The 24,908-nt window shown below is 42.3% G+C and carries 16 protein-coding genes; 12 read left to right on the forward strand and 4 right to left on the reverse strand.

Annotated features, from left to right (window positions below):
• Positions 1–443 precede the first annotated feature (443 nt).
• The 10 genes from NYP69_RS00095 to NYP69_RS00140 all read left to right on the forward strand — a co-directional run bounded on the left by NYP69_RS00095 (position 444) and on the right by NYP69_RS00140 (position 14,499).
• Complete coding sequence (locus tag NYP69_RS00095; protein ID WP_004131957.1) at positions 444–893, forward strand: A24 family peptidase; 450 nt, start codon at positions 444–446, stop codon at positions 891–893.
• Positions 894–1,352: 459 nt separating this feature from the next.
• Positions 1,353–2,540, forward strand: a complete 1,188-nt coding sequence (aroC, locus tag NYP69_RS00100) for a chorismate synthase (protein WP_473410430.1) — start codon at positions 1,353–1,355, stop codon at positions 2,538–2,540.
• Positions 2,537–4,240, forward strand: coding sequence for a bifunctional shikimate kinase/3-dehydroquinate synthase (locus tag NYP69_RS00105; RefSeq protein ID WP_473410431.1), 1,704 nt, complete (start codon positions 2,537–2,539; stop codon positions 4,238–4,240). Before aroC ends, NYP69_RS00105 begins: the two co-directional genes overlap by 4 nt.
• A 57-nt stretch (positions 4,241–4,297) precedes the next feature.
• Positions 4,298–4,780, forward strand: coding sequence for a type II 3-dehydroquinate dehydratase (gene aroQ / locus NYP69_RS00110; RefSeq protein ID WP_162861550.1), 483 nt, complete (start codon positions 4,298–4,300; stop codon positions 4,778–4,780).
• On the forward strand, positions 4,773–6,440 hold the full coding sequence (locus NYP69_RS00115; protein ID WP_004131966.1) for a CTP synthase: 1,668 nt from the start codon (positions 4,773–4,775) through the stop codon (positions 6,438–6,440). The genes aroQ and NYP69_RS00115 overlap by 8 nt, the downstream gene beginning before the upstream one ends.
• A 561-nt stretch (positions 6,441–7,001) precedes the next feature.
• Positions 7,002–8,633, forward strand: a complete 1,632-nt coding sequence (locus tag NYP69_RS00120; protein ID WP_116438285.1) for a peptide ABC transporter substrate-binding protein — start codon at positions 7,002–7,004, stop codon at positions 8,631–8,633.
• 232 nt (positions 8,634–8,865) lie between these two features.
• On the forward strand, positions 8,866–9,792 hold the full coding sequence (locus tag NYP69_RS00125) for an ABC transporter permease (protein ID WP_016636289.1): 927 nt from the start codon (positions 8,866–8,868) through the stop codon (positions 9,790–9,792).
• Positions 9,793–9,804: 12 nt separating this feature from the next.
• On the forward strand, positions 9,805–10,794 hold the full coding sequence (locus NYP69_RS00130; RefSeq protein WP_016797158.1) for an ABC transporter permease: 990 nt from the start codon (positions 9,805–9,807) through the stop codon (positions 10,792–10,794).
• A gap of 23 nt (positions 10,795–10,817) precedes the next feature.
• On the forward strand, positions 10,818–12,845 hold the full coding sequence (locus tag NYP69_RS00135) for a dipeptide ABC transporter ATP-binding protein (RefSeq protein ID WP_020973370.1): 2,028 nt from the start codon (positions 10,818–10,820) through the stop codon (positions 12,843–12,845).
• Positions 12,846–13,014: 169 nt separating this feature from the next.
• Entirely contained in the window at positions 13,015–14,499 is a 1,485-nt protein-coding gene (locus tag NYP69_RS00140) for a sensor histidine kinase (protein ID WP_004131977.1), read from the forward strand.
• Positions 14,500–14,507: 8 nt separating this feature from the next.
• On the opposite strand, the gene NYP69_RS00145 is transcribed toward NYP69_RS00140, so the two are convergent.
• The 4 genes from NYP69_RS00145 to NYP69_RS00160 form a co-directional block, all read right to left on the reverse strand.
• Positions 14,508–14,780: a WhiB family transcriptional regulator gene (locus NYP69_RS00145; protein ID WP_004131981.1), complete on the reverse strand. Its 273-nt coding sequence runs from the start codon at positions 14,778–14,780 to the stop codon at positions 14,508–14,510.
• 154 nt (positions 14,781–14,934) lie between these two features.
• On the reverse strand, positions 14,935–16,710 hold the full coding sequence (locus NYP69_RS00150; protein ID WP_346284345.1) for an FtsK/SpoIIIE domain-containing protein: 1,776 nt from the start codon (positions 16,708–16,710) through the stop codon (positions 14,935–14,937).
• Between the two features lie 96 nt (positions 16,711–16,806).
• A complete protein-coding gene (locus tag NYP69_RS00155; RefSeq protein WP_020757527.1) occupies positions 16,807–18,156 on the reverse strand; it encodes an LCP family protein in 1,350 nt (449 codons plus the stop codon).
• Between the two features lie 133 nt (positions 18,157–18,289).
• On the reverse strand, positions 18,290–19,771 hold the full coding sequence (locus NYP69_RS00160) for an LCP family protein (protein ID WP_473410432.1): 1,482 nt from the start codon (positions 19,769–19,771) through the stop codon (positions 18,290–18,292).
• A 100-nt stretch (positions 19,772–19,871) separates the two neighbouring features.
• On the opposite strand from NYP69_RS00160, the gene NYP69_RS00165 reads away from it, so the two are divergent.
• Both NYP69_RS00165 and NYP69_RS00170 read left to right on the forward strand, forming a co-directional pair.
• The gene (locus tag NYP69_RS00165; RefSeq protein ID WP_415691502.1) at positions 19,872–23,186 is read left to right on the forward strand and encodes a glycosyltransferase family 2 protein; all 3,315 of its coding nucleotides are present in this window, start codon (positions 19,872–19,874) and stop codon (positions 23,184–23,186) included.
• Positions 23,187–23,258: 72 nt separating this feature from the next.
• Entirely contained in the window at positions 23,259–24,884 is a 1,626-nt protein-coding gene (locus tag NYP69_RS00170) for a DUF5719 family protein (protein WP_473410768.1), read from the forward strand.
• Positions 24,885–24,908 lie beyond the last annotated feature (24 nt).

A 24,908-nucleotide genomic window follows, 5' to 3' on the forward strand; every position in this document is an offset into this window, starting at 1 on the left:
CTGCCGGAGCGCTTAAAGCGTAGCGTGCGAAGGCAATTTGGCGCGCTGAGCCGCTTAGAGCAGAAGCACTGCTTCTGCGCGGCGAAGACGTTCGCACGGCTAATCCGTGCGAACGACAGGACCTGCCTTTTCGCTTAAAGCGTAGTGCGCTTTCCTATTTAGCGTTGTGCGAGGTTTGAGTATTTCTCTCCTCGCAAATCCCGTCGCTACGCTCCTCTTTTATTGCTCGTAGAGAAATACATCAAACCTTCTGAATATTTAGGACTTTTGCGTATCTTTCATCACCGAGATTCTCTACTTCACTTTGCGTATTTGCGTAATTACAAAAAGCCTTTAACCACATTGAGCATAATTTGTTGCGTTCGCAGTTTTTGCGCATTTAGCATAATCAAATGAGTCAGTTTATTATCGCGTGTTTATTTACAACGCCAACGCTTATATGCATGATTGCATTGTGCGCAACGGATTTAACAAGCCGCATTGTGCCTAGACTTTGGGTTGTACTAGCTGCTTTTACACAATCTGCAGCAAACCTTATTTTTTCGCTGATTACTTTTCATAATGTTAATTTTCTTTTGCGCGGATGGCTTTGTGCAGTATCAGTTTTTGCAATCTATGTTTTGGTGCAAAAACTTTGCGTGCGCGGAGCACTTGGATTTGGCGATGTTACATGCGCTTCTATGATCGCTCAAGCTTTGGCGCTATTTGGATTTGATTGCATAATCTACTGGTTTGCATCAGTCGGAATATTTGGATTAATTTGGATTTTAGTGTGGAAAATCTGCTCTAGAGTCTGCTGGCGATTTTTCCGCGTTAAGTCTAAAAATGTGCAAAATAAAATCCCGTTCGTGCCTGTTCTAGCTGTATCTGCGCTCATCGCTGTTATGCTTTGAACTTTTGCTGCAATTCTATAGTGATAAGTAAGGTGGAGATTCGAGATTTTTCGCCCTGAATGAGATGTTTCGTTCGCGCGGTCTAAGCGCGCTCACGTCTTCGCAGCGCAGAAGCAGTGCTTCTGCCTTGAGCTGCTCAGCGCGCCAAATTGCCTTCGCGCGCTACGCTTTAAGCGCTCCGGCAGGTTGGCGCGCCTGCGAGGAGAGAAATACTCAAACCTCGCGCAATACTAAATAGGAAGTCGCGCAACAGCAAACAAGGAATCACACAATACCAAATAAAGATAGTGGTTTCTAGAAAAGTTTGCCAGATTTTGCGATTGATTACGTGGATTGTGAGCAATACTTAGTGGTTAGTAGAATACAGATTTAGAATCGAGTATTGATTTAAAATAAAGAACAGTATTAAGTGCAAGAAGTATAACAATAAATATAACGCACAACGCGATTGGAGAAGGCATGCTTAGATGGCAAACGGCAGGGGAGTCGCATGGTGAAGCGCTGGTGGCAATGATTGAAGGAGTGCCAGCAGGAGTTAAGATTACTAGCGCAGACATTGTTTCTGCTCTTGCGCGTAGACGACTTGGATATGGTCGTGGAGCGCGAATGAAGTTTGAGCAAGACAAAGTGCGTTTGCTTACAGGTGTTCGCCACGGTGTTACTCTTGGGTCTCCAATTGCAATCGAAATCGCAAATAGCGAGTGGCCAAAGTGGGTTGAAGTGATGAGTGCAGATCCGCTAGACCATGATTTGCCAAAAGAAGGCCGTAATGCGCCTCTTTCTAGGCCGCGCCCTGGGCATGCGGATTTAACAGGCATGCGTAAATACGGTTTTAGTGATTCTCGCGAGGTTTTGGAGCGTTCGAGTGCCAGGGAAACGGCTTCTCGCGTGGCTTTAGGCGCTGTAGCTGATGCGTTTTTGCACCAAGCATTGGGTGTGCGCACAGTTGCGCACGTTATTGGGATCGGCGGCGAATATGTAAGCAAAAGTTTAGCCCTGCCAACACCAGATGATCTTGCTGCTCTGGATGCTTCTCCAGTTCGCACTCTAGATAAAGATGCCGAAGCGCGCATGATGGCTCGCATCGATGAAGCAAAAGCCAATGCAGATACGCTTGGCGGTGTTGTAGAGGTTTTGGCATACGGCATGCCTGCTGGAGTTGGAACTTATGTTGAGTCGGATCGCCGATTAGATGCGGCGTTGGCGGCGGCGCTTATGGGAATCCAGGCGATTAAAGGCGTGGAAATTGGAGACGGTTTTGAAGAAGCAAATCGCCCTGGCTCGGCTGCTCACGACGAAATCGTAACAGGCGAAGATGGCAACATTGCACGCCTTAGCAATCGCGCAGGAGGCATTGAAGGCGGAATGTCAAATGGAGAGACAATTCGCGTGCGCGCTGCAATGAAGCCGATTCCGTCCATTCCGCGTGCTTTGCGAACGGTAGATGTGCTTACTGGCCAGCCAGCGCAGGCAATTAATCAGCGCTCCGATTTTACGGCAGTTCCAGCCGCTTCTGTAGTTGCAGAGGCAATGGTTCGATTAACGCTTGCAAAGTATGCGTTAGAAAAGTTTGGTGGAGATTCGCTAGAAGAAACTGCTAGGAATGCTAAGAGTTACGTTCAATCTTGGAAAGAGCATATGAGATGAGCGAAGAATCTTTGCAAAGTTCCACTCACGGTGTGCCTAAATACAAAATGCCATTAGCTGTTATAATCGGCATGCCTGCAGCTGGAAAAACGCGTGTTGGCAAGGAATTAGCGCATATTTTGAATGTTCCTTTTATAGATACAGACGATTTAATTGAGCAAAAAATCAATATGCCGATTAGCCAGTATTTTAAGGATTTTGGTGAAGAGTCTTTTAGAGATATTGAAGCTAAAATTGTTAAAGATGCTATTTTTGCAGATTCTGAGCAATCCTCCCCAATAATCGCCCTCGGCGGCGGCTCCCCAATGCGCCCACAAACGCAAGAAGTCTTAAAAAAATATACAAAACTCGGTGGCTGCGTTGTTTACTTGCAAGTGGATCCAAACGATGCAATTGAGCGCGTAAGCTGGAATTCAAATCGCCCTATGCTAAGCGGCAAAGACGGAGCAAAACGGTGGTTGGATTTGTTTGCTAAAAGAGACCCCGTGTTTTGTAAAGTAGCGAATCTGCACGCTCGCGTTTACGGATTAACGCCAAAACCTGCCGCAAGAAAGCTGAAAGATATGATTATGCAACGAATTGTGCATGTAAGTGGCAAAGATATTGAAAACTATAATGTTAATATTGGCGCTGGTGCTATGAGTCTTTTGCCGCAAATGCTTGGAAAAGAGCCTGTTCGAGTAGCTTTGATTCACACTCAGCCTGTTCAAAGGCATAGCGATAAAGCAAGAACTATTTTGCGCGCTGCTGGCTACGATGTTTTTGACATTCTTATTCCAGACGCAGAGGCTGGCAAAACCGTTAAGGTTGCGGATTTTGTGTGGTCGCATCTTGCAAACGCTGGTTTTACGCGTTCAGACGCGATTGTTGGCTTGGGCGGTGGAGCAGCCACAGATTTGGCTGGATTCGTTGCATCTACTTGGATGCGTGGAATCCGCTACGTAAATTGCCCAACTTCGCTTCTTGCTATGGTAGATGCTTCGACTGGCGGAAAAACTGGCGTAAATACTGCATTTGGCAAGAATTTGGTTGGTAGTTTTTACACGCCTGCAGGTGTTTTGGCAGATACTTGCGCGTTTTCTACGCTTCGTAACGATATTTTTGTTGAAGGCTTAGGAGAGGTTGCAAAATCAGGGTTTATTGGCGATACGAGCATCCTAAAAATTCTGGAAAATCCGCAAAATGCTAGCAAATTACGCACTCTCGATGGCTCTTCTGTTTTAAGCGATTCACATTTGAACAATATGGTTTGCGATTTAATAGAAAAAAGCGTGCGCGTTAAGGCATACCACGTTTCTAACGACTTAAAAGAGCAAGGTTTGCGCGAGTTTTTGAACTACGGCCATACTCTTGGTCATGCAATTGAGCAAATAGAGCATTTTTCTTGGCGTCACGGAAACGCAGTTGCTGTTGGAATGGTTTTTGCGGCGGAGCTTGCGAAAATTTTGGGCTATTTAAGTCCAGAAGACGTTGAGTATCATCGTTCACTTTTAAAGTCACTTGGATTGCCAATATCTTGGAATGGCGGCGGCAATAATGACGATGCTTTTGCCAAGGTTCTTGATTTGATGCATAAAGATAAAAAAGCTAGAGGCAACACTTTGCGATTTGTTGTTTTAGACGGGATTGGAAACCCGATTCACTTAGATAATCCGCCGCTGGAGGCGATTCGCGAAGCGTTTAATAAGATTAGAGGTTAGAAAATGGTAGATGTAGAAAACGCGCAAAATCGAGAAAATTCAAAAAACGCTATAAATATGCGCAAGGTTTTGGTAGTAAATGGCCCAAATTTGGGGCGATTAGGCGTTCGCCAGCCAGACGTTTATGGCAATCAAGATTTTGAAGCACTGTGCTCGCTTTGCAAAAAGTGGGCGCAAAAGCTTAACTTGCAAGTAGAAGTGCGTCAAAGTGACGACGAAGCACAAATGGTGCACTGGATGCACGAAGCAGCTGATACGCATACTCCTGTTGTTATGAATCCTGCTGCTTTTACGCACTACAGTTATGCGCTCGCGGATGCTGCGCACATGGTTTTGGATGCTGGAGTGCCGCTAGTGGAAGTGCATATTTCTAATCCTTCTGCGCGCGATGCTTTTCGTAAAATTAGCGTTATTAGCGCTGTTGCAACTGGAACTATTACAGGCATGGGGCTATATGGCTACAAGCTTGCACTAGAAGCTGTTGCTCATTGTTTAACACCCGAGTCGAGGCTCGAAGATACTATGGAGTTCCATGGTTAGAAGAAAACATGGTAACTCTCAGGAGCATATTACAAAGCATATTTTTGTTACTGGTGGCGTTGTTTCGTCCCTCGGAAAAGGTCTTACTGCATCGTCTTTAGGTAGGCTTTTGCGAAGCCGCGGTCTTCATGTTTTGCAACAAAAACTTGATCCTTACATCAATGTTGACCCAGGCACAATGAACCCATTCCAACATGGTGAGGTTTACGTTACAGAAGATGGCGCAGAAACAGATCTTGATATTGGTCACTACGAGCGATTCCTTGATGTTTTCTTAAGTCAAAAAGCAAATGTTACAACTGGCCAGATTTATCAATCCGTGCTTAGAAAAGAACGTGCTGGCGAGTATTTGGGTCAGTGCGTGCAAGTTATTCCACACATTACTGGCGAAATTAAATCGCGTATGCGTGCGCAAGCTAGCGACGATGTAGACGTTATTATTACGGAAATCGGCGGTACTGTTGGAGATATTGAGTCGCAGCCATTCTTGGAGGCTGCTCGAGAAGTTCGCCGCGATTTAGGCCCAGAAAATTGCATGTTTGTGCACGTTTCTTTGGTGCCTTATATTGCTGCAGCTCATGAGTTGAAGACTAAGCCAACTCAACATTCCGTAATGATGCTTCGCTCTCTTGGTATTTCTCCAGACGCGCTTGTTTTGCGTTCGGATCGCCCTCTTAATCAAGGCATTAAAGACAAGATTTCTCTTATGTGCGATGTTGATGCAGAAGGCGTTGTGAATTGCGTGGATGCTCCAAGCATTTACGATGTTCCAAAGATTTTGTTCAACGAGGGCTTGGATGCTTACGTTGTGCGCGAGCTTGAGCTTCCATTCCACGATGTTGATTGGAACGAGTGGGAAGATTTGCTTGAGCGCGTTCATCATCCAAAGCATGAGCTAAACATTGCAATCGTTGGAAAGTACATTGATTTACCAGATGCGTATCTTTCCGTTACGGAGGCCATTAAGGCTGGAGGTTTTGCAAACTGGGCTAAGGTTAACGTGCGATGGGTTGCTGCTGATAAGTGCGAAACTCAAGAAGGTGCTGCTGCAGCTCTGGACCAAATGGACGGCATGGTTATTCCAGGCGGATTTGGTATTCGCGGCATTGAAGGTAAGATTGGCGCGCTTCGTTACGCTCGCGAGCATGGCTTGCCAACGCTTGGTCTTTGCCTTGGCTTGCAATCTATGGTTATTGAATATGCTCGTCACGTGCTTGGGCTTGAAGATGCTAATTCCACAGAGTTCGAAAAGGATTGTGGAGATCCAGTAATCGCAACTATGGAAGAGCAAAAAGATATTGTTGCTGGCAAGGGAGATATGGGTCACACAATGCGACTCGGTTCTTATCCTGCAACTCTTGAAGAAGGCTCTATTGTTGCTGAGCTTTACGGCTCTACGCATGTTACCGAGCGTCATCGTCACCGTTACGAAGTGAACGTGGCTTATAAGGATCGTTTGCGCGAAGCTGGCTTGCGTATTAGCGGCCAAAGCCCAGACGGTAATTTGACTGAGTTTGTGGAGCTTCCAAAGAGTGTTCACCCATTCTATGTTGCAACTCAAGCTCATCCAGAGTTTAAGTCTCGTCCAACTAAGCCTCATCCTTTGTTTGCTGGATTAGTGGCGGCTGCTCTTGAGCATCAAACAAATAACGCTAAGTGATTTAATCAAACTAGCTGTTTGATTAAATCGAACTAGTTGACTAGATTCGATTATCTACTTGACTTAAATTATTAAGTGGTGTAAACTCGTGACTTTGGGTGCGATTTTACACCACTTTTTATTTTGATTAATACTTAATCATCTTGTTGCATATTTTGCATCGTTTAACATGATTGTTACATATTCCAGATGCAAATTTACATTTTTGTAATATCACTGCAGATGTAAAAGACTTGGCAAAATATCGCATAGAATACGATTTAATCTAATATTTTTCTATTACAATAGTTGTTTTTACTGTTTATAGACAAAATAACAGTAAATTTTACATTTAGACTTTGAGCTTGCGTTGTTTAATAAAATCCGTATGATTGAATTTTAATCAACGAAGAGGCCTCCTTATTGGCTTTGCAAAGAATCCATCTGGCAATAAATACTAGGTGGATTTTATTTATTAAGCCTATAGAGCCTGTAAAGCGTAAAGGCTTTGCAAAGCTTGTAATGAGACTTTTTCGTGATAATTAATGGAATCCTGCCATACCCAACGTTAGGAGAAAACATATGAAGAATAAGGCATTACTTTTTGCCGCAGCTGCGTGCTCGGTTGCTATGCTGCTCGGTGGATGCGGTTCTTCTGCCTCGAAGACCGCTCAAACAAATGGTGGCAAGGTTGTTATTACCGTAAACGACTCCGAGCCTCAGAACGAGCTTGTTCCAGGAAACATTAACGAGAATGCTGGTGCTCGTCCTGCTGTATTGGTCAACTCCACGTTGGTCACTTTTGATGAAAAGGGCAACACGGTAAACGAAGATGCCGAGAGCGTAACTCCAAACGCCGATGCAACCCAATACACCGTTAAGCTTAAAAAAGATAAGAAGTTCAGCGATGGCACTCCAATCACCGCAGAAAGCTTCACTAAGGCTTGGAGCTTTGTAGCAAACGCTAAGAATGCTCAGAAGTGCTCTTCCTTCTTCCAGACCATTAAGGGTTACGAAGACTTGCAGAAGAATGATACTAAGGGCGACGAGCAGCTTTCTGGCTTAAAGGTTGTAGATAAGTACACCTTTACTGTTGATTTGAACCAGCCAGATTCTGTGTTTGCCATTAAGGTTGGTTACCTTGCATTCGCTCCTCTTCCAGAATCCTTCTACAAGAATCCAAAGGCTTACGGCGAAAAGCCAGTTTCCTCTGGACCATACCTCTTTAAGTCTTGGGATCACAACAAGCAGATCGAAGTTGTAAAGAATCCAGATTATGATGGCCCACGCAAGGCTCAGAATGATGGCGTTACCTTTAAGATTTACACCGACGGCACCGCTGCTTACCGCGATGTTCAGTCTGGCAATCTTGATATGACGGACAACATTCCAGATACAGAAACCAAGACTTTCCAAAAGGACACAACTGTTAAGGCATACAACCGTCCAGGTTCTGTAATCCAGCAGTTTGGTATTCCTGCATCCTTGCCACACTTCGATGTAACTACCGAAGAAGGCCGCTTGCGTCGTCAAGCTGTTTCTATGGCAATCGACCGCGAAACCATCATCAAGAAGGTTCTTAACAACACTGCATCTCCTGCAAACGAGTTCACTTCTCCTTTGACTCCAGGCTACAAGGCAGATCTTAAGGGACATGAAAACCTTAAGTTTAATGCCGCAAAGGCTAAGGAACTTTGGGCAAAGGCAGATAAGATCTCTAAGTATGATGGTCCTCTTACCTTTACTTACAACGCCGATGGCAACGCTAAGTCTGTGTTCGACGCAGTTGTAAACTCCATTAAGAATCATCTTGGAATCAATGCTGAAACAACTCCAGTTCCAACATTCCAAGAGTTCCGTAACGCATGCGAACAGCGTCAGGTTAAGGGTGCATGGCGTGCAGGCTGGATGCCAGATTACCCAAGCCCAGAAAATTACTTGACTCAGGAATTTGCTTCCGTTGCTGCGGATGGCAATGGTTCCAACGAAGCTGATTACAAGAATCCTAAGTTCGATGCTTTGCTTAAGAAGGCTTCTTCTTCTCAGCCAGCTGAGGCAACTAAGCTTTATCAGCAGGCTAACGAGATTCTTCTTGAGGATCTTCCATACGTCCCACTGTTCTACTCGAACGCCAAGGCTGTTATGGTTCCAAGCTTGAAGGGCTTTGTAATGGATTGGCAGAATATGCCACTTTACTACAAGCTCCACAAGTAAAGATCAAAATCAAGTAGCTATTAAAATCAAGTAGCTATTAAAAAATAAATCATAATTAAATAGCATGTAAAAACGTGCTGCTGCCTTCGAATGGCGAATAAAATTACAAAATTCTATCCGCTGTTCGAGGCAGCACTTTGTGTTTTTACTTAGGTTGGGTTAAATCAATATGCAAGCCACAAGTTGGGTGTGTGCTATGCGAATTTTTAAGTAAATATATAAGGAGAAACCAATGGGTAAATATGTTCTGCGCCGCGTTTTGCAGATGATTCCTGTGGTTCTCGGCACAACATTGTTGGTATACGCTTTGGTGTTTGCTTTGCCTGGAGATCCAGTAAAAGCAATGTTTGGCGATAAGCCAATTAACCATGCTGTAGAAGCGCAAATTCGTGCCGAGTATAACTTGGATAAGCCATTTATTATTCAATATTTGTTGTTCTTAAAGAATGCGCTTACTCTTGATTTTGGTCATACTTTTGCTGGTCAGCCAGTAATTGACGAGATTGGCCGCGCATTCCCTGTAACCATTAAGCTTGCGTTGATGGCGTTTGCTTTCGAAGCCTTGTTCGGCGTAGCTTTCGGTATAATCTCTGGCTTAAAGAAAGGAAAGTGGTACGACAGCGTAATCCTAGTTGTATCACTTCTTCTTATTTCTGTGCCAACATTTGTTACTGGCTTTATTGGCCAATATTTGTTTGGTGTTAAGTGGCATATTATGCCTGTTACTGCAAGCAATGATCCTGGATTCTACGATCTTCTTCTTCCTGCAATAGTTCTTGGATCCGTTTCAATGGCATATATTATTCGACTTACAAGGTCGGAAATTTCGTCAAACATATCGCTTGATTACGTGCGCACGGCTCGTGCAAAGGGCTTAAAAGAAGGCTCCGTTATTGTTCGACACATTTTGCGTAACTCGCTTATTCCTGTTGTTACATTCTTAGGTCAAGATTTGGGCGCTCTTATGAGCGGCGCAATGATTTCGGAAACAATCTTCAACATTCATGGCGTTGGATTCCTTACATATCAGGGAATTCTAAAGGGAGAAGGAAACCTTGTTGTTTCTATAGTTACGCTTCTTATGTTGATATTTGTAGTCAGCAATCTTCTTGTTGACATGTTGTACGCGGCTCTAGATCCGCGCATTCGTTACGCGTAAGGAGAGCACATTATGGAAGATAATTTGATGGAAGATAATTTGATTACAAATAATGCAAATTACAATACATTGCCAGGTCAGGAACGCTATGTTGCTCCTCTTGACGATACGCCTCTTCAAGAAGTTGATTCTGTAGACGAATCCGCTCCAGCTACAAGCATGTGGGCTGATGCTTGGCGATCTTTGCGCAGAAATCCATTGTTTATTGTTTCTGCAGTTTTGATTATTGCAATTATTTTTGTTGCGCTCTTCCCAGGCGCTCTTACAAAGCACAATCCTAATTACTGTGTTTTGGAGCACTCGCTTGAGCCAGCTTCTGCTGCGCATCCGTTTGGATTCGACATGCAAGGATGCGATATTTACGCTCGAGTTGTATATGGAACACGTACATCTTTAAGCGTTGGCTTGCTAGCAACCGCCTTAGTGGTGTTAGTTGGTTCGCTAATTGGAGCTTTGGCTGGATTCTTTGGAGGATGGATTGATGCGGTTCTTAGCCGAATCACCGATATCTTCTTGGCTTTGCCAATGCTGCTAGGTGCAATCGTAGTTTTGCAAATGTTCCGCACATCTAAGTCGATTTGGAAAATCGTGTTTGTTATGGTTCTCTTTGGATGGGTAGGCGTTGCTCGAATCGCAAGAAGTGCTGTTATGGAATCCAAGAATCTTGAATTTAACACAGCATCTACTGCTTTAGGTTCTACTCCAATGCGAAACTTGTTCCAGCACATTATTCCAAACTCGCTGGCTCCAATCATTGTTGTAGGTACAACTTCTCTCGGCTCTTACATTGTTTTGGAAGCAACACTTAGCTTCTTGGGTATTGGTTTGCCAACAACAACAGTTAGCTGGGGTGTAGATATTTCTACCGCTAGAAATGTTCTTACTACAAATCCAGAAGTCTTGTTCTATCCATCCATTGCGCTCGCCATTACCGTGCTCGCCTTTATTATGATGGGCGACGCCGTAAAAGATGCGTTGGATCCAAAGAGCCGTAAGGCGTAAGTTAGCGTGGAGGAATAGTGATTATGAACACAGCAACACGTAAAAATGTAGATACTATTGCAATGCAACGCGAGCAGGGTCCTTTGCTGGAAGTTAAAAATCTTCAAGTTGACTTTACAACGGATTCTAAAAAGGCCGTACACGCTGTTCGCGATGCAAGCTTTAACGTTTACCCAGGTCAGTGGGTTGCAATCGTAGGCGAATCTGGTTCTGGAAAGTCTACTTCTGCAATGGCGGTTCTTGGTTTACTCCCTGGAACAGGTCACGTTACGGGTGGTTCTATTAAGCTTAAAGGTCAAGAAATAAGCAATCTAAAGCCTAAAGATTATGCGGCTTTGCGCGGTACAGCAATGGGATTGGTTCCGCAAGACCCTATGAGTAATTTGAACCCTGTTTGGCGAATTGGAACTCAAGTTAAAGAAGCTCTTCTTGCAAATGGCGTTGACGTAAGCCATGAGAAGCGCTCCGCTTTGGCAGAAGCTTTAGCAGGAGACGCTGTAGAAGTTAAAAGCAACGAAGACGAAATCTTCCTTGGCTCTAAAGAACTGAGCGCATTATTAGACGAAGCAAAGCAAGCTTTGGCGCAGGCTGGTCTTAGCGAGCAAACGAATGCCGAAAAGTTTAATGAAGCTATGGAATACTACAAAAAAGAGTGGGTTCCAGGTTCCGAAACTCGTTGGCGCGTTGCAGACGATTTAATCAAGTACGGTGTGAACGACGACAAGGCTTGGGAAATCGCCAAAAAGTATGTTGTTGGTGCAAGCGTTGAAGACCGCATTGCTGGTTTGCTTGATGAAGCTGGTTTGCCAGATGCTGCAACTCGCGCACGTCAGTTCCCGCACGAGTTTTCTGGTGGTATGCGTCAGCGCGCGTTAATCGCGATTGGCTTGGCTTGCCGTCCAGATTTGCTGATTGCAGATGAGCCAACTTCCGCACTAGATGTAACTGTTCAAAAGCGTATTCTTGACCATTTGCATACGCTTACCGATTCTCTCGGCACTTCTGTGCTCTTTATTACTCACGATTTAGGTTTGGCTGCAGCTCGTGCTCAGCACGTTGTTGTTATGTATAAGGGTCGCGTTGTTGAGTCTGGTCCATCTTTGGACGTTTTGCAGCATCCGCAGCATCCGTACACTAAGCGACTTGTTGCTGCTGCTCCAAGCCTTGCTTCTCAGCGAATCATCTCCGTTAAGGAGCATGGCGGAAACGCGGATAATTTGCTTGAGCATCACGTAGTAGGTGAGCAAACTCTTGAAAAGAGCGAGCATATTATTACAGTCGACCACTTAACTCGCGAGTTTAAGCTTCCGCGCAAGAAGGAACTTTTCAAAGCTGTTGACGATGTTTCGTTCTCTATTAAGCGCGGAACAACGTTGGCAATTGTGGGCGAATCTGGTTCTGGTAAGTCTACTGTTGCAAACATGGTTTTGAGATTACTAAAGCCAACAAGTGGAACTGTTACCTACGAGGGCAAGAATATTGCTGACTTAAAGGGCGCGGATTTGCTTGATTTCCGTCGTCATGTTCAGCCAGTATTCCAAAATCCTTACGGCTCGCTAGACCCAATGTATTCGATTTATCGTTCCATTGAAGAGCCTTTGCGTATTCATAAGATTGGAAGTAAAAAGAGCCGTCAGAATCGCGTACGCGAGCTTTTAGATATGGTTCGCATGCCTGCTTCTGTTATGACTCGATTCCCGAACGAGCTTTCTGGCGGTCAGCGTCAGCGCATTGCAATCGCGCGTGCAATGGCATTGGATCCAGACGTAATCGTTTGCGATGAGGCTGTTTCTGCATTAGACGTGCTTGTACAAGATCAGGTTTTGCACTTGCTTAACGATTTGCAAGCGGAGCGCGGATTAAGCTACTTGTTCATCACTCACGATTTGGCTGTTGTTCGTCAAATCGCAGATGAGGTTGTTGTTATGCAACACGGCAAGCTTGTTGAGCATGCTACAACCGACGAAGTGTTTGATCATCCTCAAAAGGAATATACTCGCGATCTTCTCGACGCAATTCCAGGTGGAAACTTGGAGCTTGGATTGGATTAGTCGCAAGACTCGTATTAGTGCAAGCTAATAGATGTAGATAAAAGTGCAGGAGTTAGAACTTCTGCACTTTTGTTTTATAACGCGCTTTAATAGACTTTAGAATCTTGGTCTGCTTATTTAGTCTGCTTATATTCGCGTGTTTATATTCGCGTGTTTATATTATTAAATCATGGCTGATTTTTCTCATATTCTTGCAACGCGTCCAGATTTTGACGAGTCGGATCGCGAATGGTTGCATCACCTTGTAGCAGATTGGCAAGTAATAGCAGATTTAAGTTTTGCAGACTTGCTTTTGGTTATTCAAAATGGCAATGGCGATTACGTTGTAGCAGAACAATGCCGTCCGTCTACAGCAATCACACTTAGAACCGAAGATTTACTCGGCGTAAAGCTAGACGAATCAATGCATAATGAGCTAGAAGCAGCAATGAGTAAAGAAACAAGTTTCCACTCTTCGGTTTTAAGAACTGTTGGCAGAGCTACTGTTTGCAACGTTTACGCTCCAGTTCGACACAACGGCAAAACGCTTGGTCTTGTTCTTAGGGAAACAAATCTTGCAACAAGAGAATCAAACGGTAGGTACGAGACGGAAAGCATTAATGCTGGCAAAACGTTGTTCGACATGATTGCGCGCGAGCAGTTTCCGTACCACGATTCAATGCTAAATCAGCGCCACAATGCTCGAGTTGCAGACGGTTTTATTATTTTAGAAGAAAGTGGTGTTGTTCGCTATGCTTCTCCAAACGCAATCAGCTGCTTCCGCAGACTTGGCGGATTAAACACTATGCAAGGCGAGTTCTTGTGCGAGTTTGGAGCGCGTCTTCTTCACACAAACGATGTTGTTCCCGAAAGCTTGCCTTTAGTTTTAAGCGGTAAAGCAGACGTTGATTGCGAGTTAGAAGTAAATAATTCCGTTGTTTCTATGCGCTCGCTGCCGCTTTATGGGCCTAACGATAGAACTGGCGCAGTTGTTCTTTGCAGAGATGTTACGGAGGTTCTTAGAAGAGAAAAGGAGCTTCAGACTAAGAACGCTACCATTTCCGAGATTCATCATCGCGTTAAAAATAATCTTCAAGCTGTTTCTGCTTTGCTTCGTCTTCAAGCTAGAAAAACCAAGTCGTACGAAGTTAGAAAAGAGCTAGAAGAAGCTCAAAGGCGAGTTCAAACTATTGCTCTTGTTCACGAAGGTTTAAGCCAGACTGCCGATGAGGTTGTTGACTTCGACAAAGTAATTTCTAGCTTGCTTAAAATGACGATTGAGCTTGCTTCGCAAAATCAAAATATTACGGTTGATTTTTGTGGTAAATTCGGCAAGCTTGCAGCTCAAGATGCAACGCCTCTTTCTCTTGTTTTAACCGAGCTTGTTACAAATGCAGTTGAGCATGGTTTTGAAGGAATGAGCGAAGGCCATATTACGATTTCTGTTGGTCGTGGCGGAGACAACCTTAGTATTGTTGTAGAAGACAATGGCGGCGGAATCGAAAGCGAATCCTTGCATGGAATGGCAAAGTCTTCTGGATCTGGATTAGGCACTCAGCTAATCAACACTTTTGTTACTAACGATTTTGGTGGCACTGTTAAGTGGGAATCGCGCAGAGAAGGCGGAACTCGCGTTCTGCTAGATATTAAGCTACGTGTGCCTGGAGTAGAGTAGTCTCTTACTTAAAATTCAGTGCTTTGATTTCTGCGCGCTCGCATTGCTCTACGCTTTAGCGAGCGCCTTTCATCTTCGCTAAGTCCGCCCCAAACTCCGTAATCTTGGCTTGTTTCTAGAGCGCATCTTAAGCAATTGTCGGCAACATTACAAGTTCTGCACACTGCTTTGGCTTCTTCAACTTGCTGATTGGATGAGCTGTTGTTTCCTACTGGGAAGAAAAGTTCAGGATCCTTATCTCGGCAAGCTGCTTTTGCACGCCAGTCGAATGCGCTACTCATAAGTAAATAACCTCTTTTTAATACGCGTATATTTTTACTAAATTTGCTAGATTTTGTATAAAACTATCCGCACTCCAGGAAAGCATGAATATAACTTTTTTTCAAGACTTTTACAAAATTTTTTTAATCTTTTTGAGTGATTTAAGTCATATTTTTATGTAAAACTCAATATTTGCAGCAAATTGGCTTTTCCAGGAATCACCATTATGCATCTTCCTGGTGTTTGATAATCTTCCACGCTTAGTGTTTTTAGTAAGTCGGTAGGTATTCCAAGCATTGAGTCTGTTGCAGCATCGCCTGTTGGGAAGATTATTCTTACTGGCGCTTGCTCTGGTATGCGTATGTGTCTTGCGTTTTGAGCGCAAAATATTACTGTTGTTTTAGTGTCTTTTAGTTTGCATTGCAATTCTTTAGACTTTTCGTCGCTGTTAAAAGGCTCTAAAAGTGAGTCTGCGTTGTCTTGAATGTGAATGTTTTTTGAATCAAGATTTTGCATACTAATCGCATTTTTAATCGCATTTATAAGATTAGACTTTCCTCGTTTGCTTCCGCCAATAATCGCTATGTTTCCAAGATTTATTGGCAAAATTGCTTCGCTTAGGTTAATTCCGTCGTCTTTTAAGCCGATTAAAAGTCCAAACTCGCTATCTTTTGTGTTTTTGCAGTATTTATTAAGCGTTGAATTATTTAAGTATCTTGGTAGGGGAGCGCTAAACAATTGCTTAGGAGTTTTGTAGCAATAGAATTTTCCAGCCAATTCGATTGCTTTTATAAGCGAATTTTTGTTTTGACTTTGTGAGCATTGTAATGCTACTATTCCGTCTCCTGTATTGCAATATGCTGCTCCAGGATTATTCGGGTTTATGCTTGCGGCGGCAGGAGACCCAAGTAGTTCGTGCGATTGCATTGCGTCTCTAACTCTTAAACAAATGTTTATAGACATATTCGCCTTCATATCTGCGTTTACTTGTCCCATTGGGTTTTGTGTGCACGCTATAAGATGCATTCCTAGGGATCTTCCAACCGAAGCTATGCGTATTAGGCGATTCATGTAATCGGGTAGTTGATTTTTAAGGGCATGAAACTCGTCTATAACAATAACCATTGAAGGCTCGCTTGGTTTTACTTGACTAATATCGTGGCAGCCTTGATTTGCAACTAATCTTTCTCGCCTGTCTAATTCCATTTCTAATCCGCGCAATGCTCTTGCAGCATGCTTAAGATTTAAGTCTCCAACGTTTCCAACGCTGTGTGGAAGAGTAGAAAGTGAATCGAATGTAGCTCCTCCCTTAAAATCCATAAACACAAATTGCAATAATTTAGGTGAATATCTAAAAGCTAGAGCTAAACACCAAGATGTTAGTAAAACGGATTTCCCAGACCCTGTTGTTCCTGCTACAAGCGCGTGCGGACCATTTTTAACAAGATCTATACAAAAATAACCGCTGCTGTTTATTCCAATCGGAGCTTCTAAAGAGTTTTTAGAAGACACTAGCCAAGCGTATACAACATTTTTCCATGGAGGAACACGATTTTGCATGTTTTTGGAGTAATTTGTAGAAACAATTTGATTTGCGTTATTAATCAGCATTGCTTCTAGGTTAATTGGAACAAGAGTTTCTGGAACACCTTTAATATGAGAATCGACTGTTGTTTTGCTAAAGTGAATGCTTTGATTCGTATTATTTTTTACTAAATTTTTGTTGTTTTTGTTTGAATTATATTGAACAATTTGCGGTATTAAGCAAGCAATATACATCATTATGCTAGGAACAATCATTGCAAGCATCATCCAACTTTTTTGCAAAAACGCCATTATAGCAAGAGCAATATTGGCTAAAATAGGCACAATATTTGCCATTATTTGCATCCAAAACATTGGTTTTGAAGCTATGCTTTTAGTATTATTTGCATTGTTTTCGTATTCCATAACGCAATAGTGTATTGCGATTAAGAAATATGCAAGTAAAAACTATAAATGTGGTTAAAGGCTAAATTGGCTAAATATGATTAGCTAAAATTATGTTTATTGCTCTGCAAGCGTTCCAACGTTTCCAGGCGCATGCGTTCCAGCAGATAATTGATCGAATAATTCAATGTTTTTAGCATCGTCTAACAAAACGGCTGATCCAACTGAATACACCCAATAATCTGGATTAGTCCAATAGACTGTTCCTGTTACGCCGTCTTTTCCTGTTGCTTCCTTAAAAGCAAGACCCATGTTCAGCAGTGTTCCAGGATTTGAGTTTTCGTCTAATATTGCAGAATCAAGCGATGCTTTTGCAAAGCCTTTTACTTTCGAGAAGTTTGTAAGCGTGCTGCTAGATAAAGCTTTTTTCATTATTGCGCTAATTACCATTCGCTGTCTTGCAGCTCTTCCAAAATCAGATTGAGGATCCGCATATCTCATTCTAGAAAATGCTAATGCAACGTTTCCGTCTACGCTGTGGCATCCTGCAGTCCAATTAAGCCCACTGTAGACATCGCTAACTGTGCGATCGTAGCATAAGTCTATTGTTCCAAGCGAGTTTACAACGTTTGTAAGTCCTGCGAATTTTATTTCTGCAACGTGGTCTATTTTGTGACCCGTAATTTTTTCAACGGTTTTTGTTAATGCTCTATTTCCAAGATCTTGTGCAACTGTGTTAATCTTCATTTGCTGGCCGTTTACAGAAACTAGCGAGTCTCTTGGAATGGATATTAAGGAGCTGTGCCCACTTACTGGTTTTGTTAAAACAAGAATCGTATCTGTTCTAAAACCAGTTATTTCTTTTGCTTCTTCGCCTTCTCGCTGATCCGATCCCAGGATTAGCCAAGTTGTTTCTTGAGTATCTGGAGTATCCGTTAGCCAATTATCTCGCTTAATTTGAGAGTCAACCCAGTTCCAAGATAAAACGCCTAGTGCTCCTACAAGAATCAATATTGTTACTAAAAGCAGGGATAAGTACTTTAGTAAGCGATGTTTTTTTCTAAAAGCAAGAGTTCCAGCAGAAGAATTACTTGCTATTGGTCTAACTTCGTTTTGACTAAAGTTTTGGATTCTTTTTGAAGTAAAACTAGATGCACTTGCATTGTTTTGGCTTAAACGCTGACTTTGTTCGGGGTAGTATTGCTCGCTATATGCTTGTGTGCCAGTGTTTTGCGTGCGATAATTTTGCGAGTTTTGGCTTACTTTTCTAGGCTTTGGCTCAAACGACGGTGCACGCTGAACAGTCTCTTGCTTGTTTAATTCGCTGTTTTTATGCGCGTTATTGTGTGCGTTTTTAGGCGGAAAGCTCGGTATTGAATTCGCGTTTTTATTGTGTTTATTCGATGGAGTAAAGCTAGGTGGATTATTTTGATTCCCCAAAGCGTCTTCTGGACGTTGCTGGCTCATTTATCCTCCCTAAGCCATACATTTGCAATATTGATGGCGTCTATATGTATGCATAATTATTAGTGAAAACTACCAATGGCATTATAAAACAACGTAGTTATAAACGATTTAACAACGTGCTTTTTCTAGTGTATTATCTTCCTTTTGGAACAGCGCATATTGTATTATTTAGGTATTTATCTGCAATTCCCATGTAGTGACCAGTTTGCGGGTTTCTTATTGTTCCGTCTTCTGGGTTAACAATTCCGCCGCTATTTGGATCAATAAGTCTACCTAAGCTGTCTTTTGCTAATCCAGTTTTTGGATCCACGCGCCCAATTTTAACTGCATTTGAATCTGCATAGGAATTAGAGGAATTAAGGCTATTCTCGCCAGAATTTGTAGACTCCGCAGAGTTGTTAGAATCTGCACTAGAAGAATCGGAGTTTTCTTTAGAGGCAGACTTTTCGCCATTTTTTGCGTTCTTTTTTGAAGACTTTTCACTTTTACTTGATTTTTCGCCTAAATCTTTAGTTAACGGCTTATCTTCTTGCATTAAATCCCAAACGTCTTGAGCACTTTCGTCTAAAATAACACGATTTGCATCGTATGGGTCGGTTGTAATCGGTATTGTTTGCGCGTAAATGTGCGAAGGTTTTAGATTACGAAGACTTGCAGCTAAACCAACCAGTGTTGTAGGGTTTGCAAGACCCTGGCTCATATTAAGTGACTTTAGAGCTGATTTTGCAAGTTGATAAAGCTGACTCGACTGTGTTAGAAGATTCTTTGATAGAGCTTGATGAATAAGTTGCTTAAGAAGATATTGCTGGCGCGTTGTTCGCATAATATCGCTTCCGTCGCTTGCGCTGTCGTGCCTCATTCTTGCATATTGTGTTGCTTGCACGCCATCAAGGTGTTGAAGTCCGCGCTTTAGATTAACGCCCGTGTAATAATCCCTAGTGTTTACAGGAATGCACAAGGTTACTCCGCCAATCGCGTTAATCATATCGCTTAAACCGCTAAAGTCTGCAACAATAAAATCTGTTATGTTTAAGCCAGTAATTTCGTTTACTGTTGCAAGCGTACATGATGCTGCGCTTGCTAAGTCGCCTCCCTTAGCGTAGCCAAGTGCGAAAATCGAGTTAAACATAACTTTACGTCTAGCTGGAATTCTGCCTTTAGACGTATTGCACGATGCGGCTTTAACCATTGAATCTCTTGGAATTGAAACAATGTTTATATAAGACCTGTCTGCGCTGATTTGAACAATCATTGCTGTGTCTGATTGATGATTTTCGTCTTCTCCGCCGCCCTGAAAAGCGCGATTCTTACCTTCTCGAGTATCTTGACCAAGAACAAGAATATTAATAGTTTTACCAGCATTAGGGTCTATTGACTGAATCTGTTTGGTGCTTGTTGAGATGGTTTTTATAACGCGCGAACTAATAGTAGAAGAAAAGTCAAGCCATACGGATGCGATTATTGTAGTTAAAAAGACTAGAACGGCAATAATCGCCATGCAAATGATTTTACGAGTATTATTAAGCATTTGACTATTGAGAGTATGGTGTGGTGCAGATGAGTCCCAATAGTTAGTTTGGTACCGACGGTCTTGATTATACCGAGAGGCTGCCATGCTTCCTTCTTTCGTAAATGCACATATAAATCATCATTATAGTGTATTCTATTGAGATTTTAACATGCATAATACATACCCCTTGCGTAAACTGTTATGTATGGATTCAATAACCGCTGAAACTTGCACTTTTGAAAACGATGTTTTACAAGTCTTTTCTGCTATGAATAGAATAAAGCCTCGCGAGGTTGATTCTTCTATTGTTTCAATAATGAGCGTTGAGCAAGATACGCGGTTTTACGAAGAAACTTTGCAAGCGGTTATAAATCAAAGTGTTCTTCCTGGAACTATTGTTGTAGCTGATTGTGCTAGTAGAACACAAAAAGAGTTAGTAAAGTCTTTTAACGTTCAAATAGAGCCAACTCAATTATCGGGATTAATTTCTAGTGCAGATTTTTCCAACAGTAATCAGTTGTACAGTAACGAGTATGCCAATGGGTACGCTAATGGATATAACACTGATTCCTACAAACAATATAAGCAAGTAAAAGTTGTTATTCTTCCAATTAAGTCTGCAAAATCATTTGGAGATGCTGTAGAAAAGTCTTTAAGAAAACTTTTGCCATTGCAAGGCGTTAAGTCGTTATGGCTTTTGCACGACGATTCAAAACCTTGCGATTCAAAATGCTTGGAAGCTTTAAGAGAGACTTGGCGAAACACTCCAACAGCTTGCGTTCTTGGTGCAAAACAAGTTGATTGGCAAGGAAAAATTCTTCATAACGTTGGCATGTATGCGTGGAAGCATAAAGTGCATTCACTTAGCGTAGAAGGCGAGCCAGATCAAGAGCAATACGATTTTAGGGGAGACGTTTATTCTGTTTCTCTTGCAGGCGCTTTAGTTTCGCTTAGCACTTGGCAGACAATGCGAGGAACTCAGCCTTGGCTTACCACTTTTGAAGAGTCTAACGATTTTTGTAGGCGAGTCGTTTTAAGCGGTGGGCGAGTTGTTGTTGTTCCGCAAGCTAGAATTGCGCATAGAAGAGCGCGTTTTGATGGTCTTCGCACTAGGAGCGGCGAAGAGCGCGATGCAGAAAAAACCAATGTTTGCTACGGCTTAGCTTATTCGATTATGGCAAAGCAAAGATACATGTATACAGATATTAGCGTTATTATGTGGCCTCTTATTTGGCTTTGCACTGTTCCAATGTCAATAATCCGCGCACTTCAATCTTTGTTTGCTAAGCAGCCGTATGTTGCGTTTATGCGTCTTATGCTTCCTTGGATTGCGTTAGCACAATTACCTAGCGCTATTTTTGCAAGAAGACGAGTGTCTAGAGTTTCAAAAGTTTCATTAAAACGACTCACTTCTCTTATAGCAAGTCGTAGCCAAATTACGCGTTGGAAAGACAAAACTATTGCTTTTAAGACTCAAAAAAAGGGTGTTATTTTAAGTCCACTTGCAAGAAAACACTTGCATAGAAGAGTTTTGTTTAGATGGAGCGCAGCAATTTGTGCATCTCTTCTTGTTTTTGCAACCGTAATACTTCTTTACGGAGCGCCGATTAACAAGATTCTTTCTGGCTCTTCGCTTTATTCAAGCCAGCTTCTTTCTACTGGAACAAGTTTTAGTGATTTATTTAATGCTGCGATTGGAGCATATATTCCAGACGACGGTTTTGCGTCTCCTCTTCCTCCATCTCCGCTTCTTATAATTTGGATGCTAGCTTCCATTGTGTTTGGTGGAAATACGTTAGCTGCAATAAACGCCATATTTTTCCTTGCTGCTCCTGCAATGCTTCTAAGTTTTTGGGCGCTAGCAGGCGTGTTTACTAGATCAGACATTGTGCGAGTGTGCTCTGGTCTTTGTTGGACAATGATTGCGATGGCTTTTGGCGTTTTTGCTAGAGGCGATTTGCCAATGATTCTAACAATGGTATTTTTGCCAGCTGCATTTGCATTCGCTTTCCACGCTGTAGGAATGTACGTTACAGAAGACCCTGTTGTTCCAGTTGCGTCAATCCAAAGCGCGGCTTGCGCATCTTTGTGCTTTATGGTTCCCCTTGCTGCAAGTCCTCAGCTTTTGCTGCCAATGTTTGTTATTTTTGTTGCATCAATAATTATGGTGCGCTCGCATCGTTTTATGCTTGCGCTAATGCCTGTTCCATCTGTTTTGGTTCTTTTGCCAACGCTTGGTAGCGTTGTGCGCTATTTTGGAACTGGAATGTGGCGTCAAATTTTTGCTAGTATGGCTTTGCCTTCTCAAAAAATAAATGGTGCTCCTAGGGCTAGTAATTATATAGATGTTTTGCTTCGAGCGTTTAACATTGATTTGAATCATTTTTCTTCGGGTTCAATGTTAATTTTGCAACTTCGCGGAATAATCATGATTGTGTTTGCAGCCTTAGCTGTATTAATGGCTTTATGCGCGCTTGCTCTTCCTTTTGCTTTAAGAGCTTCAAGAATGATGTGGGTTGTAATAGTTAGCGGAATGGCGCTTTCTTTAGTCGCTTGCCGCGTTGTTGTTGCTTCAGATTTTGACGGTCCTATTAGCGCAAGTGTTCTTCCAGGCGTAAGCTTAAGCGCACTTGGTGTTCTTGCATGCATGTGCATGGTTGCAGGAAAAGCTGTTCGTAGGTTTGAGCCTTTGCGAAAATCTAATTCTGCTAATCAAGACAATAATCCAGACGATTATACTACGCGCGTTTCTAAGCGTGCAGCTATGAATCGTTCTGCTAAGGCAATGATGAAAAAGATTATTCATCTTGCAAGAGGAATTTTAGCTTTTGGAATTTTTGCTGTTGCTGTTTTGCTTGGATTATTTGCGATTATTAGCGGACCTGTAACATCCGTTTACGCAAGCGATAGTGGCCTGCCGATGGTTGTTTCGGACTACTTGAATAAGAATAGTGCAAATCGCGTTCTTGCGATTAAAGCTGTGAATAGTCGTGAGTTGAATATTTCGCTTATGCGTACCACTCGTGGCGATTTAGTTGACTTATCTCCATCTTTGCAAGTTAGAGATGTTTTATACGGGCATTCTCCTAGCACAAATACGCTTTATTACGCGGCTTCTAAGCTTCTTTCTCACGCAAGCGATGAGTCGATTGTAACCTTAAAGCAGCTTGGTATTGGCGGAATTTACATTGTTAATGATTCTAAAGCCAAAAATAATTTAGCGGCTAATAATTCAATTATTGGATTAGAAGGAGACGCAAATAAAGACGCAACAGAAAAGTTGATTGCAAACGTAAACGCTTCGGAAGGAACTCAGCTTGTTGTTTCATCTAGTCATGGAACGTATTGCAGATTCGACGATGTAGCAGACATGTCTTCTTCTAAAACTTCGATTTATAGCCATTCGCGCCCACTTTCCTGGAGAATTCCATGGATTGTTGTTTTTGCTTTAGTGCTGCTATTGTATTGCCTGGTTGCTTTGCCTCGTTTTAACAGCAATAACGTAATAGAGCGTGAATAATTAGAGCGTGAATAATTAGGATGATTAGTTAGAAGCTATGATTGATTAGACGGATAAATGGCAGGTAGATTAATGAAGTCAGATACGAATTCTAAAAATAGTCATCGTCATGCACAAGATGCTGCTTCGATTAGCGCTTCTGTTCGTTTTAGAAGATTCAAACTGTGGTCTTTGTCTATTTTAAGCGCAGCAATACTGGTTTCTTGTGCAGTTGTTGCGTCTTGCGTATGCCCACTAAAACAGCTAACAGACGACCCGATTTTTCCTATTGGAAGCGTAGAAAAGCGTGTTGGTTCTACAAATTTGCAAACAGTTTGCCCTAGCAGAATAGCTCTACCAGATTCAGCAAAATATGGCGATAGCGAGTTTCAAGAATCCGAAGGAGACTTAAAGTCAGTATCCAGATATGCGTCTTTTGGAAGCGTTTACAAGTCCACTCTTAATGGCATAAAATATGCTGGCGATTCTAAAGATTTAGTTAACAAATCTTTTAACAATCCTTCTAGTTCTTCTAGTGATCCTAGTGATTCAAGCGAAAGCCAAGATAGAGCTTATTTTGCAGAAAGTAATGTAGATAAAGACGCTCAAGTTTTGGAAAGTAGTCTTTTAAGTGCGCAATCTGGAACTGGGTCTGCTGCATCTGTTGCATCTTGGGCTAAAAACGGCGACTTAAAAGGCTTATCGGCCACTTCTTGCGTATCTCCTTCAATGCGCCAAAACTTTATTATTCCAAGAATAGCGGAAGGTGTTTCTGTAAGATTAAACTCTGTTAATCTTTCGTCTAAGCCTACTGTTGTAAGCGTTAAAGCGTGGTCAACTAATAAATCGGGCGCGCAACTAAATCTTTCTACAGGAAGCACTTTTACTGTTCCAGCGCATAGTGACGCTTACTTTAACATTTCTGCAGCTGCAGAAAAGTCGGATGGCCTTTATATTCAAGTTTTAAGCGAACAGGCTCCAGTTTCGTCGTTCGTTAAGTTTATTCGTTCATCTGGTCTTGTTTCTAAAGGCGTGGATGTTATTTCTCCGCAAGAATCAGCATCTTTAGAGCCTGTTTTGCCAGGTGTTATTGAGGGTGATCAAGCTAAAGCTTATATTTGGTCTAATAAAAGCGGAAAAGTCGATTTGTATTGGCTTGATGATTCTGGAAAAAAGAGCATAAAGCAAGTAGATTTTAGTGCAAGACAAATTCAAGTTGTTGATTTACCAGAAGTACCTAAGGGCGTTGGGGCGATTTTTGCGCAAAGTAGCGTTCCGATTTTTGCTATGTCTTCTGTTGAAAAAAGTGGCAAAGATGGTCAAAGCGATATTGCTTTTGTTAATTCAGTTCGTTCTATTACAAATAGTGCGCTTGTTTCCCCATTTTCTGCAGACGAAACTTCGCTGCATATTGCAAACGGATCTGTTGATAATGCCAATGTAAAGCTTAGTGCTTACGATTCTTCTGGCTTAAAAGTAGTGTCTAAGACTATTGAAGTTAAGTCTTATACTGTTTCCACGATTTTAGCGAAAGATATTAATCCTAAAGCTGTTATGTTTACTCTTAAGTCTAAGTCTGGCGTTTCGTTTGCGTCTAGGATTCAATCAAAAGCAGTAAACGACGCTGGTTTTGCAAGCGTTGCATGGATTCCTTCTAAGTCGCTTGACCCTAACAGTATAAGTGTTAAAGTTCGCTCAAATCCTTCGATTGTAAAGTAGACTTAGGGCTTTTTAGGCTGTTAT

The organism is Gardnerella sp. c17Ua_118 (assembly GCF_055804255.1).